At 60.9% G+C, this 12,923-nt stretch carries 10 protein-coding genes; 7 read left to right on the top strand and 3 right to left on the bottom strand.

The genetic code is table 11. From position 1 onward, the window contains the following. Nucleotides 1–7: 7 nt before the first annotated feature. On the bottom strand, nucleotides 8–712 hold the full coding sequence (locus tag GM909_RS12830) for a glutathione S-transferase family protein (protein WP_157016786.1): 705 nt from the start codon (nucleotides 710–712) through the stop codon (nucleotides 8–10). A 576-nt stretch (nucleotides 713–1,288) separates the two neighbouring features. Between GM909_RS12830 and GM909_RS12835 the strand changes: the two genes are divergently transcribed. The 5 genes from GM909_RS12835 to GM909_RS12855 all read left to right on the top strand — a co-directional run bounded on the left by GM909_RS12835 (nucleotide 1,289) and on the right by GM909_RS12855 (nucleotide 6,818). Beyond that, nucleotides 1,289–1,780, top strand: a complete 492-nt coding sequence (locus GM909_RS12835; RefSeq protein ID WP_235911875.1) for a cupin domain-containing protein — start codon at nucleotides 1,289–1,291, stop codon at nucleotides 1,778–1,780. A gap of 444 nt (nucleotides 1,781–2,224) precedes the next feature. After that, nucleotides 2,225–2,632 carry an Hsp20/alpha crystallin family protein gene (locus GM909_RS12840; RefSeq protein WP_157016787.1) on the top strand — a complete coding sequence of 136 codons (408 nt, stop codon included), beginning with the start codon at nucleotides 2,225–2,227 and terminating at the stop codon, nucleotides 2,630–2,632. Nucleotides 2,633–2,642: 10 nt separating this feature from the next. After that, on the top strand, nucleotides 2,643–5,093 hold the full coding sequence (lon, locus tag GM909_RS12845) for an endopeptidase La (protein ID WP_157016788.1): 2,451 nt from the start codon (nucleotides 2,643–2,645) through the stop codon (nucleotides 5,091–5,093). A 142-nt stretch (nucleotides 5,094–5,235) separates the two neighbouring features. Next, nucleotides 5,236–6,168 (top strand): ring-cleaving dioxygenase, encoded by a 933-nt coding sequence (locus GM909_RS12850; RefSeq protein ID WP_157016789.1) that lies wholly within the window; start codon nucleotides 5,236–5,238, stop codon nucleotides 6,166–6,168. Beyond that, on the top strand, nucleotides 6,165–6,818 hold the full coding sequence (locus GM909_RS12855) for an alpha/beta hydrolase (protein WP_157016790.1): 654 nt from the start codon (nucleotides 6,165–6,167) through the stop codon (nucleotides 6,816–6,818). Before GM909_RS12850 ends, GM909_RS12855 begins: the two co-directional genes overlap by 4 nt. Nucleotides 6,819–6,964: 146 nt before the next feature. Here GM909_RS12855 and GM909_RS12860 read toward each other — a convergent pair whose 3' ends face one another. Further along, a complete protein-coding gene (locus GM909_RS12860) occupies nucleotides 6,965–7,576 on the bottom strand; it encodes a peroxiredoxin-like family protein (protein WP_157016791.1) in 612 nt (203 codons plus the stop codon). Between the two features lie 349 nt (nucleotides 7,577–7,925). After that, a complete protein-coding gene (locus GM909_RS12865) occupies nucleotides 7,926–8,441 on the bottom strand; it encodes a Dps family protein (RefSeq protein ID WP_157016792.1) in 516 nt (171 codons plus the stop codon). Nucleotides 8,442–8,984: 543 nt separating this feature from the next. Between GM909_RS12865 and gnd the strand changes: the two genes are divergently transcribed. Continuing rightward, nucleotides 8,985–10,007, top strand: coding sequence for a phosphogluconate dehydrogenase (NAD(+)-dependent, decarboxylating) (gene gnd, locus GM909_RS12870; RefSeq protein ID WP_157016793.1), 1,023 nt, complete (start codon nucleotides 8,985–8,987; stop codon nucleotides 10,005–10,007). A 202-nt stretch (nucleotides 10,008–10,209) separates the two neighbouring features. Next, on the top strand, nucleotides 10,210–12,849 hold the full coding sequence (gene leuS, locus GM909_RS12875) for a leucine--tRNA ligase (RefSeq protein ID WP_157016794.1): 2,640 nt from the start codon (nucleotides 10,210–10,212) through the stop codon (nucleotides 12,847–12,849). Nucleotides 12,850–12,923 lie beyond the last annotated feature (74 nt).

Here is a 12,923-nt window from a genome sequence, read left to right on the forward strand (position 1 = left end):
AGCATTGTTAAGCCGCTGGCGGGAAATTCGACGGGAAGAGCGCCCGTTTGGTCTCTTCGTCATTGACCGTCTTGAAAGTATGGCTCTTGCCGATGTCACGCGCACGGGCCGCGGCCGGTCGCGCATCGACTGTCTCGAACAGGCGTTTGAGGTTCGGGAAGGCCGCGAGCGGATCTACGTCACCTTTCCTTACTCTTGAGGCGCGGTCGAGCCAGCCCCAGGCTGAGATGTCGGCGATCGTGTAGGTGTCGCCGACGATGAAGCTTCGACCTTCAAGGTGATCGTTCAAGACCTGATAGTGCCGTTCCGCCTCGCGGCGGTACCGGTTGACCGCGTAATCGAGGCCTTCGGGTGCGGCGAACTGGAAATGCACGGCCTGGCCGGAGAACGGGCCAAGGCCAGAAGCGATGAACAGTAGCCAGGAAAGCAATTCCGGTCGATCCTCAGGCGTGCCCAGAAGCTTCCCGGTTTTCTCAGCAAGATAAATGAGGATTGCAGTGGAGTCGAAAACCCGCACCTCGCGTTCGCCCGGACCGTCGGTGTCGACGATTGCGGGAACTTTGCCATTCGGATTGACCAGCCGAAACGGAGGTGAGTGCTGCTCGCCCTTGCTGGTGTCAACCGGAATGACCTCATAGGCAAGTCCAGACTCTTCCAAAAAGAGTGCGATTTTCGCGGGGTTCGGCGTCGGATGAAAATAGAAGCGGATCACGTGAATCTCTCTTCGGGTTCGATTGCTTCGAACCGCACAGATAGCCGGCAGCCTGCGCGGTCATGACCAGCAGTGGCGCCACAACAATCACATGGTCCTATCCAGGGACGCGGGCGACGATAGCGGCAGGTGTAGCTACGAAGGTCAATGTTTCAATAGCCTACTCCAGCGTCGTCGGCCAATTACCAGTCGCTATGGTAACGATACACGCCGGCTATTGGGAAACGCCGACCCGAGCTGGGACGACTGAACATCACTGTTGTCGATGCCCTAGCGCACGCCGAGGACGCTCTGGGGCATCGCAGAGGTGGCGGCCGTGCGAGTATGTCAAGGATCGCTTGTCTGGCGGCCGGCATGCTTGGTCGAGGCGGGCTCCTGCGACACTTTTCCGTCCTGCGGCGTTGAGGCGGCGGGATTTGGAGAAAAGCCTGTCCACGCCGTCCCGTCCAGGACCGGCTGTCGAGGTGATCGAGCCTAAGCTCCTCCTTGAAGCGCTCGTATGCCTGATGACTATCATAACTCGCAGCTATCGACTTCATGACGTGGTGTCATTTCCCACTCGCCGTGGATCATCCCATGCTGATGGGCGTAAACGGCAGCCTTTCGCCGTCACTGAGACACTCGAACAAACGTCGACAATCAGGAGAACAAAAAATGTCAGTCCAGAAACCAGTTCTAACGCCGCCCGGTGACGGCGAGACGGTGACCACGAACGGGGGCTCGAGCATCGAAATTAAAGTGGAGAGCAGCCAGTCTGGAGGCGAATATGGCGCTGTCCTATGGAAAGTACGCGCAGGGGAGGAACCGCCAATGCACACCCACTCCCGCGAAGACGAGCTTGTCTACGTGGTGCAGGGGCACCTTATCGCGCGGGTCGGCGATGCCCGCGTTGAGGTGGGGCCGGGCGCCTACGCGGCTCTCCCCCGCGGTGTGCCGCACACGATTGAGGTAGTCGGCGACGAAGCGACCCTGTTGGCCAGCTTTGTGCCGGGTGGGTTGGAGCGCTTCTTGGTGCCTCGAAAAGGCGAGCAGCCCGATCCGACCGCTTTCGGCTTAACGTTTCCCTAGCGTGGGGACTGCGGAGCGCGGCGTTCGTTACGGAACGCCCGCACGTGGTCGGCCGCCGATCACCCTCGACCATGCCAGATGATTGATTTCAAACGGTGGCTAACTGGGCCTAGCTGCAACACACGCCCTCGCCGTTCAGGCGGCGGTAGCAAACACGGTCATCCCCGGAAGATCTCCATCCGGGTGGTCCAAAGTCGGGGAGCAGCTCACGCCGACCGCTACAGCAAGGCGGGGCATCTCAAACCTCGATGCCGCCGCTGTTCAATCGACCAATCGGACCAGCCGAAAGGTGATCATCCGAGTTTGATGAATGTAGTCGCCCGGCACTGGTAGGAACGAAGTGGTCTCGTCCTGTCAAGCAAAGCCACCGAGGTGGCTGTCAGCATCTGCGCTGAGGTGTCTAGTCGCGGGATGTCGCGGAAGCCATAAGTTAAGAGGGGTTCGATGCAGGGTACGGATCATGTGAACTGGATGCTCTCTGCAGCGCTCGGATCGCTCGCGCGCGCTGAGCGAATGCACCAGCACTTCGTGAGGCTGCAACCTCGCGAGGGGCTGCGCGAGCCGTGTTGGGAACCGCCTGTCGATGTGCTTGAGACCGAGGCGGAGATCCTGATCCTCGTCGCGCTTCCGGGGGTTGCCCCCAATGATGTCGAAGCAGCGATCGAGGGCGATGCCCTCGTCGTAAGAGGCCGCCGCGTGCTGCCACCGGAATTGCGAGATGCGCGGATCCACCGTTTGGAACTCCCGCAGGGTTGTTTCGAGCGCCGCATTGTCCTGCCGCCGGGGCGATACGCGATAACCCGTTTTTCCAGCCATGGCTGTATCGGCCTCCGTCTCAACAAGTCGGCCTGAAGGGGAGCCTATGCCAGACTTCGAAACAAGTCCTGCCGACCAGAGAGACACGCAACGGCCGATCCTGATCCCGGAGGATGCCGTTCCGATCGTCCCGGTACGAAGCACTGTGCTCTTCCCGGGGACGCTGGCCCCAATGACGCTCAGCGCACTATCCTCCGTTGCGGCTGCGCAGCAGGCGGTCCGCGAACAGCGCCAGATAGGAATCCTCCTGCAGCAAGATCCCGAGCTGGGTGAAGCGGGACCGAATGATCTCTACCGTTTCGGCACGGTTGCGAATGTCATCCGCTACCTTTCTGGACCCCACGACACGCACCACGTCGTCTGCCAGGGCGTGCAGCGGATGCGGGTGCTCGATTTCATTCCCGGTACGCCGTTTCTGACGGCACGCGTACTCGAGATTCCTGAACCGGTGAGCATCTCACCCGAGATCGAGGCGCGATTTCTGAACCTGCGCCAGCTGTCAGTCGAGGCCGCGAGCCTGCTTCCGCAGGCGCCGCAAGAGCTGATCGTCGCGCTTGAGAGTACAGAGTCCCCGGGCGCACTCGCCGACCTTGCCGCGTCGGTCATGGACATCAAGCCGAAGGAGAAGCAGGAGATATTGGAGTCGGTCGACCTTGTCGCCCGCATGGACAAGGTCGCGCGGCTTCTCTCCGAACGCATTGAGGTCTTGCGGCTCAGCAACAAGATCGGGCGCGAGACGAAAGCGACATTCGACGAGAGACACCGCAAAGCCATCCTGCGTGAGCAAATGGCGACGATCCAACGGGAATTGGGCGAGGAGGATGGCAAGGGCCAGGAGGTCGCGGAGTTGGGCGACGCCATTGCCAAGGCGAGCATGCCGGAGGAGGCGTCGAACCAGGCGCTGAAGGAACTGCGGCGCTACGAACGTATGCCCGAGGGCGCGGCCGAAGCCGGCATGGTCCGGAACTACCTCGACTGGCTGATCGACATGCCATGGGACCTGCCGGCAGAGGCTGAGATCGATATCGCGGAGGCAAGGCGCATCCTCGACGAGGACCACTACGGTCTCGAGAAGATCAAGAGCCGGATTGTCGAGTACCTCGCGGTCAGGAAGCTCGCGCCCGAGGGTAAGGCACCCATTCTATGCTTTGCCGGCCCCCCCGGCGTCGGCAAGACGTCCCTCGGCCAGTCCATCGCACGCGCGATGGCACGACCGTTCGTGCGTGTGAGCCTCGGAGGCGTTCACGACGAGGCAGAGGTTCGCGGCCATAGAAGGACCTACATCGGGGCACTCCCGGGCAACATCATTCAGGCGGTCAAGAAGGCGGGCGCGCGCAACTGCGTCATGATGCTCGACGAGATCGACAAGCTCGGACGCGGAATCCAAGGCGATCCTTCCGCCGCGATGCTCGAAGTGCTCGACCCGGAGCAGAACGGGACCTTCCGCGACAACTACCTTGGGGTCCCGTTCGACCTGTCACGCGTCGTGTTTCTTGCGACCGCAAATCTCCTCGACACGGTGCCGGGCCCACTGCTCGACCGGATGGAGGTCATCAGCCTGCCAGGATACACCGAAGAGGAGAAGTTGCAGATTGCCCGACGATACCTCGTGCGCAGGCAGCTCCAGGCAAACGGGCTGACGTCCAACCAGGTTGGCATAGACGACGAGGCCCTGCGCCTCATCATCAACGGATACACCCGCGAGGCGGGTGTCCGCAGCCTCGAACGTGAGATTGGCAAGACTCTGCGCAACGTCGCGGTCCGGATCGCGGAGGGAAGCGCGAGCGAGGCGAGGCTGACCACGAAGGACATTGGCGCCGTGCTCGGCCAGCCTCGGTTCGAGAGCGAGGTCGCGATGCGGACGAGTGTCCCCGGCGTTGCAACAGGTTTGGCGTGGACACCAGTCGGCGGTGACATCCTGTTCATCGAGGCCACGCGAACGCCCGGCAAGGGCGCTCTCATCCTGACCGGACAGCTGGGCGAAGTCATGCGAGAGAGCGCCCAGGCTGCCATGACCCTCCTCAAGACACGTTGCTCGGAGCTCGGCATCGACGACAGCATACTCGAGGGTAGCGACATCCACATCCACGTGCCCGCGGGTGCCACGCCAAAGGACGGACCGAGTGCTGGGGTCGCGATGTTCACGGCGCTCGCATCCCTCGTCACGGGCCGCAATGTCAGAAGCGATACGGCCATGACGGGAGAAATTTCGCTTCGGGGCCTAGTGTTGCCCGTAGGCGGGATCAAGGAGAAGGTTGTTGCTGCCGCGGCAGCGGGCCTGACGCGCGTCATGCTGCCCGCCCGCAACCGCCGTGACTACGACGACATCCCGGCGGGCGCTCGAGATAAGCTTGAGTTCGTGTGGCTCGAACGCGTCGATGATGCGATCGCTGCGGCGTTGGAGGAGGGCAAGGCTACGCCCACACCAGCAACACGCGGCGCAACGGAGGTTGACCACGCGCCGCCAGCTACAGTGGCGGCTCGGGGGGCGAGATGACCGCACGACCTGCCGGCCCGATACCAACGCGTCGTGATCGGTCCGTCGCGAATTCAGCTGTGCGATCGCGGCTCAGGGTTTCCAATTGATGCGTGTCGGCGTTGGTTCGCGACGGTTGGAACAGGACAAGGGAGAAACAGGTATGCATGGTATCCATCATGTCACAGCGATAGCTGGTAGTCCGAACGCTAATCTCAAGTTTTACACTCGGGGCCTTGGTCTTCGCCTGGTCAAGAAAACCGTCAATTTCGATGATCCGGGGACGTATCACTTCTACTTCGGCGACGAGCGCGGCAGCCCGGGCACGATCCTGACCTTCTTTCCTTGGGAGCATGCTGCGCCTGGCCACAATGGTGTCGGACTGACGCAGACGACGGCATTCCGTGTGCCGCTCGAATCCTTCGAATTCTGGGTCCGGCGATTGAACGAATTGGGCGTCAAACACGATGCCCCGGTGGAACGGTTCGGCGACAAGGTTTTAACCTTCAGGGATCCCGACGGGATGAGCCTGGCCCTGGTCGGGGTGGCGGGTGCCGAAGCCGAAGACAGTTGGAGCAACGGCCCTATTGTGGCCGAGCACGCCATTCGAGGCTTTCATGGCGTTACGCTCAAGCTCGAGGAAGCTGCTCCCACCGGGGCGATCCTCACCGATGTTCTCGGGTTCGAGAACCGTGGACACGATGAAGGACATGTTCGCTTCAAGGCGCAGAGCACGATCGGCGGCATTGTCGATATCCATGTAGCCAGGGAGAACCTGGCCGGACGCATGGGCCGGGGTTCCGTTCACCATGTGGCGTTTCGGGCGAAAGACGACGCTGAGCAGAGGCAGATGGTGAAAAAGCTCGTGGTCGATCATCGTCTTGCGGCAACCGAACAGAAAGACCGCAACTATTTCCGCTCTGTCTATTTCCGCGAGCCCGGCGGCATCCTGTTCGAAATTGCCACTGATGAGCCAGGTTTCGCCGTCGACGAGCCTCTGGAGAAACTTGGGACCGATCTGAAGCTGCCGGCCTTCCTTGAACCGCGGCGGAAAGAGCTTGAGGAGGTCCTGCCGCACCTGGAGCTGGCGCGATGAGCAACGCACTTCAGGTGGCTACCGGCGGAGCTCCGCTGGCCAAGGCCAAGGCGGTGACAATCCTTTTGCATGGGCGCGGCGCATCGGCCGAAAGCATGATGGGGCTCGCGGAGGTCATCGCGCAACCAGACATTGCGTATCTCGCGCCGCAGGCCACTGGCGGCTCCTGGTACCCCTATTCGTTCCTGGCGCCACTCGAGCAAAACGAACCCCATCTGTCCCGTTCTCTTGCAACGATTGGGGCTCTTGTCGACAATCTGACGCGTCACGGCTTCGCGCCGAAAAACATTGCGCTGCTTGGCTTCTCGCAGGGAGGCTGTCTCGGTCTCGAATTCGCGGCGCGCAACGCGAAATGCTACGCCGCGGTGATCGGTCTGAGCGCCGGCCTCATTGGCCCGGAAAATACGCCGCGAAATTATCCGGGGTCCCTTGCTGGCACGGCCATATTCCTGGGGTGCAGCGATATCGACGATCATATCCCGCTTGCCCGAGTCCACGAGTCGTCGAAGGTCCTGGGCGCTCTCGGAGGCGACGTGATTGAGCGCATATACCCCTCGATGGGACACACGATCAATGAGGACGAAATTGGTCACGTACGCAGCATACTGGCCGGCTTGCAACGCGACGTCCCGGCGTCCTGGGATCGGTAGCCTCAGTCAAGTCGGGTGACCTGATTGGCCATTTGTGAAGTCTTATGCGTTCAGCCTATCGCGTCATCAAGTCCGTGCATTCATGAAACGATAGCTACAAAAAATGCTTGCACGTTCACGCGTGGAAATTCGTTCCGAGGCGGCGACTACGCGGCGCGCACGCTCCACAGCCGATCCAGTACTGGAAGGATGTCCGACGGGTCCGACCGATGAGTTTGATCCGGATCGACTTCCGAGTAGGCGATCACCCCGTTTTGATCGACAACGAACCGTGATGGGATTGGAAGCATCCAACTATCCTCGCCGTGAAGACTCGGCAAATCTATTCCGCTCTTCAGATGCGAAGTTCGGAGCAGCTCGGGAATACGCCACCGGACCCCGAACCGCTGCGCGACCTTTCCGCCTTTGTCGCACAGGATTGGTAGCTTTACCTTCATCGCCCTTTGAGTTCTCGCATTCTCCTCAATTGTCTGAGGCGAAATGACGACGAGTGACGCTCCACGTTCCTCGATCGATGGGCGGACCTCTTCCAGCGCCTTTAAGCCAAGATTACATCCAGGACACCAACTGCCGCTATAGAAGACCAGAAGGAGCGGACCGCGGCGCAGTATCGATTCCAATGAGGTTTTTACACCGTCTTGATCGGGCAGCGAGAAGCTTGGAGCGTGTTGTCCGGCCGATAGTGCGTTTTCGACTTGCCCGGAGGCAATCAGATACTCGGCAGTCTTGCGCAGGATTATACTGATGTCGGTGGTCATTTATAGCGTCCATTATTCAGAGCAACTCGTGCGTCAGTGGTCAACGCTGTGCGACAAGCACTTCTTGCAGTGCTGCTCGTTCGCAGCTTTGGCCTACTCAGCCCCGTCATGACCCAGGCACAATTCACTCAAGCCGCAGTCCAATTTCGATTCCGTCTCGCGCTCCCTCTACCGTCACACCGGCTGCGGTTTGACACTTTCGGAAGTGCGGTCGCGGCATGATTGCATCAGGATGCGAACGTCGGTGAATTGCGAAAATTGCGAAGCATCGGAGAAATTTGGTTTGCCCGCTCGGCGCCATCGCCGACCGCCTGTTCTACGTGCTTGAATCCCGGTCGAGCGCTCAGGATCAAGCTCTCCTGGTTGACTCGAACAGGAACCATGTACGGCGCTCTGCCTCGTCGATCCAATTTTCGATCAGGCTGGCGGTCGCGACGTCGCCATGCTCGTCACAGACATTGTGGGTGTCCCGAAGGCGCTGGGCGAGCATCAGATTGTTTTCCTTTAGTTCGGCCAGCATGTCTTCGGGCGAGACGAAATCCGCATCATTGTCCTCGACGTGCTGCAACCTGGCGATATGGCCGATCGAGCGGATCGTCGTTCCACCGATCTTGCGGGCTCTTTCCGCTATGTCGTCGGTCATCGCCAAAATCTGGGCGGCCTGCTCGTCGAGGAGAAGGTGATAATCCCGGAAATGCGGGCCCGACATGTGCCAGTGGAAATTCTTGGTCTTGACATAAAGCGCGAAGACGTCGGCCAAAAGCGCGGTGAGTGCTGCCGCGATATCCTTCGTGGCGTTCGAGCCAAGATTGCTCGGCGTGTCCAACGGTCCCTCGAGTCGACTGTTGGCGTCTTCCATACTCATTCTGATCTCTCCTTCAGGTTTGGTGCGCTCATGTCGTTCGCCGAGGGATGACAGTGCCCGCAAGAACGGTAGCCACATCCGGGAATGAGGCAACTTCGCTGATCCCACCACCAAGAGGCGTGCCGACTCCGATCACGTTCTTGCTTTGCATATCGACCCTCCCGGCTTTTCAATCTGACATGATATTCCGCGTGTCGGTCGCGGCACCGACGCTTCGATATGATAATGCGTTGGAACGTGACCTTGTAAGGCCAGAAAGGGAAATCACCGCTCGCCATGGAGTCGATAGACGATCGTTATTGTCGCTAGCAAGCTGCGTAGTGCCGTCGCGGTCCCGCAATGTTCCTGCGATGTGCGACAGGCTGTGACGGACGCCGCATCATTTCCGACAGCCATGGAAACCATGCATACCGGCTATTGGAAAATTTCGTCCGACGCTGCTTTCAATGGGTAATGCTCATCGAGCATCGGCGGCACTCTTGAAAATGGATGGTCGGAGCTCAGTGCCATGTTGCGCAACACTATCAAGTAGAGACCCGTCGAATGCAGATTGGATTGATCGGATTGGGCCGCATGGGCGGCAACATCGCTCGGAGGCTCATCGTCCGTGGTCGGCACGAGGTCGTTGTCTACGGCAGGAATGCGGATGCGGTCGAAGCTCTCGGCCGAGAGGGAGCAATAGCGGGCTCCTCGCTCAAGGACATGGTCGACCAACTCGATGCGCCACGGACGATCTGGCTAATGTTGCCGGCCGGCCAGGTTACCGAGGACTACGTGACCGAGCTCGGCAATCTCCTTAGCAGCGGCGATACCATCATCGATGGCGGCAACACGTTCTGGCAGGACGATATTCGTCGGGCCGCAGAGTTGCGCGAGAAAGGCATCAATTACGTCGATGTCGGAACCAGCGGCGGCGTATGGGGGCTTGAGCGCGGCTACTGCATGATGATCGGCGGGGACAAAGGCATCGTCGATCGCCTCGGCCCGATCTTCGCGACGCTAGCTCCCGGCATCGGTCAAATCCCGCAGACTGAAGGCCGTGATGGTCGCGACCCCCGGGTCGAGCAAGGATACCTTCATGCAGGGCCGAGCGGGGCCGGCCATTTCGTAAAGATGGTCCACAATGGCATCGAGTATGGCTTGATGCAGGCTTACGCGGAAGGGTTCGATATCCTGAAGAATGCGAATGTTGAGGCGCTGCCCGAGCAACATCGGTTCGATCTCAACATCACAGACATCGCCGAGGTGTGGAGACGTGGGAGCGTCATCAGCTCATGGCTGCTCGATCTGACCGCCTCAGCCCTCGCCAAGAGCGAGGCGCTGGAAACCTATTCCGGATTCGTCGATGATTCTGGCGAAGGCCGCTGGACCGTCAATGCGGCGATCGAGGAGGCGGTCTCGGCGGATGTGATCACGGCCGCGCTCTACGCACGGTTTCGCTCGCGCAAGGATCACACCTTCGCGGAGAAAGTTCTTTCCGCGATGCGACATGGCTTTGGCGGTCATACCGAACCGCCGTCGTCCGAACCCGTTGGGCACTCAATTAATCGTCCCACGAACCCCTGACATGAATGCGGATGCGCTTGCGGAACCCAATATGTATGGGCCCGCGGTGTGTTCTGTTCCGAGCGCTATGCGAGCTCTCGGGCCGGCTGGTCGCTCCCCCGCTCTCCAAACTCCGGAGCTCCGAATATGGTTGCCGCAATACGAAAGCTGACGGGGGACCGCCGTGGCATTTTCGTCGCCTCCAGCAAACGAAAATTTTGACATGGTAACCGACCGATACAACCCCCGCGTATCTGAACCGAAATGGCAGCGGGCCTGGGACGATGCGAAGCTCTTCGAGACGAAGAACGACGCGCCGGGCGAGAAATATTACGTGCTCGAGATGTTTCCCTATCCGTCGGGGCGCATCCATATGGGTCACGTCCGCAACTACACGATGGGCGACGTGGTCGCGCGTTACAAGCGCGCCAAGGGCTTCAACGTGCTGCATCCTATGGGCTGGGACGCGTTCGGCCTGCCGGCCGAGAATGCAGCGCGCGACAACAAGGTCAATCCGCGCGACTGGACCTATGCCAACATCGCGACGATGAAAGGCCAGTTGAAGTCGATGGGCCTGTCGCTCGATTGGGCGCGCGAATTCGCGACCTGTGACCCGTCCTACTATCGTCACCAGCAGAAGATGTTCCTCGACTTCTGGAAGTCGGGCCTCGTCGAACGCAAGACCGCCAAGGTGAATTGGGATCCGGTCGACATGACCGTGCTCGCCAACGAGCAGGTGATCGACGGACGCGGCTGGCGTTCCGGTGCTCCGGTCGAGATGCGCGACCTGACGCAGTGGTTCTTCAAGATCACGACAATGGCGCAGGATCTGCTCGACGGCCTCGACACGCTCGATCGCTGGCCCGAAAAGGTCAAGCTGATGCAGTCGAACTGGATCGGCCGCTCCGAGGGCCTGCAGATCCGGTGGAAGCTCGACCCGGCATCCGCGCCTTCGGGCGAGAGCGAACTGGAAGTCTATACGACCCGCGCGGACACGATCTTTGGCGCCTCGTTCATGGCGATCGCTGCCGATCATCCACTGGCGAAAATGGCGGCCGAGAACAATCCGAAGCTGGCTGCCTTCATCGAGGAGATCAAGCGCGGCGGGACCTCGGCTGCAGAAATCGAGACCGCCGAGAAGAAGGGTTTCGACACCGGTATCCGCGTCGTGCATCCGTTCGACGAGAGCTGGACGCTGCCGGTCTATGTCGCCAATTTCGTGCTGATGGACTACGGCACCGGCGCGATCTTCGGTTGCCCGTCGGGCGACCAGCGCGACCTCGACTTCGCCAACAAATACGGCCTGCCGGTCGTTCCGGTTGTGATGCCGGACGATGCCAACGCAGCAACGTTCCGGATCATCGGGGAAGCCCTCACCGACGACGGCGTGATGATCAACTCGCGCTTCCTAGATGGCATGAAGCCGCAGGCCGCCTTCGACGAGGTGGCCCAGCGGCTCTCCGGCGTGGCCATCGGCGACAGGCCCCAGGCCGAGCGCAAGGTGCAGTTCCGCCTGCGCGACTGGCTGATCTCTCGGCAGCGCTACTGGGGCTGCCCGATCCCGGTTGTCCATTGCGACGATTGCGGCGCGGTGCCCGTGCCGCAAGCCGACCTGCCGGTGCGGCTGCCTGACGACGTCTCGTTCGATAGACCGGGCAATCCGCTCGACCATCATCCGACCTGGAAGCACGTCGCCTGCCCGAACTGCGGCAAGGATGCGCGGCGCGACACCGACACGATGGACACATTCGTAGACTCCTCGTGGTATTTCGCGCGCTTCACCGATCCGTGGAACGAGGCGCAGCCCACCGACCTTGCCTATGTCGACGGGCCGAAGGGCTGGCTGCCGGTCAAACAGTATATCGGCGGCATCGAGCACGCGATCCTGCACCTGCTCTATTCGCGCTTCTTCGCGCGGGCGATGAAGGCAACGGGACATCTGAACAGCGTCGTGGAGCCGTTCGAGGGCCTGTTCACGCAGGGCCTCGTCGTCCATGAGACCTACAAAACAAGCGGTGGCGCCCACGGAACCTGGGTCAAGCCGGCGGAGGTCAAGATCGAGGAGGCCAACGGCGTGCGCCGTGCCAGCATGATAAGCTCCGGTGAGGAAGTCATGATCGGCCCGGTCGAGAAGATGTCGAAATCGAAGAAGAATGTCATCGATCCCGACGACATCATAGCAAGCTACGGCGCCGATACAGCGCGCTGGTTCATGCTGTCGGATTCGCCACCCGAGCGCGACGTCATCTGGACCGGAGCCGGCGTCGAAGGAGCGCACCGCTTCGTCCAGCGGGTGTGGCGACTCGTCTCAGAGTTCGCGCCGGCGGTGGCAGGGGTTTCGCCCGCACCGGCGCGTGACGGCGATGCGGCCATGATCTCGAAGGTCATGCACAAGGCGGTGAAGGCCGTCGGCGAGGAGATCGAGCGGCTGGGTTTCAACAAGGCGGTCGCGCGCCTTTACGAGCTGGTCAACGTCCTGTCGCCACAGCTGGCAAGTGCATCCCGCGCCGATTCACCCGCCAGGGCGGCGCTGCGCGAGGCGGTCGAGGCTCTTGTGCGGATGATCGCGCCGATGATGCCGCACCTTGCCGAAGAGTGCTGGGCGACGCTGGGCGGCAAGGGTCTGGTGGCGAATCTACCCTGGCCGGAGTTCGATCCGGCGCTCGTCGTCGACGATGAGATCGTGCTGCCGGTGCAGATCAACGGCAGGAAGCGCGGCGATTTGACAATCGCGCGAGACGCAGATCGATCTGCCGTCGAGGAAGCGGCGCTTGCGCTGGAGGTCGTGCGCAACACGCTCAACGGCAAGCCGCCGCGCAAGGTGATCGTCGTCCCGGGACGCATCGTGAATATCGTTGCCTGAACGGAGGATTAGGTCACACATTGGTCGCTGACTGGAATGCCAGAGCTCAACCCATTCAAACTTCGCGAGTGAAT

Origin of the sequence: Mesorhizobium xinjiangense (assembly GCF_009749525.1) — a bacterium.
GTDB classification, from domain to species: domain Bacteria; phylum Pseudomonadota; class Alphaproteobacteria; order Rhizobiales; family Rhizobiaceae; genus Mangrovimarina; species Mangrovimarina xinjiangensis.

Coding starts and splice junctions, on each gene's coding strand:
- GM909_RS12835 (WP_235911875.1), top strand. CDS start 1,289: ATGCTGATGGGCGTAAACGGCAGCCTTTCGCCGTCACTGAGACACTCG.
- GM909_RS12840 (WP_157016787.1), top strand. CDS start 2,225: ATGCAGGGTACGGATCATGTGAACTGGATGCTCTCTGCAGCGCTCGGA.
- lon (WP_157016788.1), top strand. CDS start 2,643: ATGCCAGACTTCGAAACAAGTCCTGCCGACCAGAGAGACACGCAACGG.
- GM909_RS12850 (WP_157016789.1), top strand. CDS start 5,236: ATGCATGGTATCCATCATGTCACAGCGATAGCTGGTAGTCCGAACGCT.
- GM909_RS12855 (WP_157016790.1), top strand. CDS start 6,165: ATGAGCAACGCACTTCAGGTGGCTACCGGCGGAGCTCCGCTGGCCAAG.
- GM909_RS12860 (WP_157016791.1), bottom strand. CDS start 7,576: ATGACCACCGACATCAGTATAATCCTGCGCAAGACTGCCGAGTATCTG.
- GM909_RS12865 (WP_157016792.1), bottom strand. CDS start 8,441: ATGAGTATGGAAGACGCCAACAGTCGACTCGAGGGACCGTTGGACACG.
- gnd (WP_157016793.1), top strand. CDS start 8,985: ATGCAGATTGGATTGATCGGATTGGGCCGCATGGGCGGCAACATCGCT.
- leuS (WP_157016794.1), top strand. CDS start 10,210: ATGGTAACCGACCGATACAACCCCCGCGTATCTGAACCGAAATGGCAG.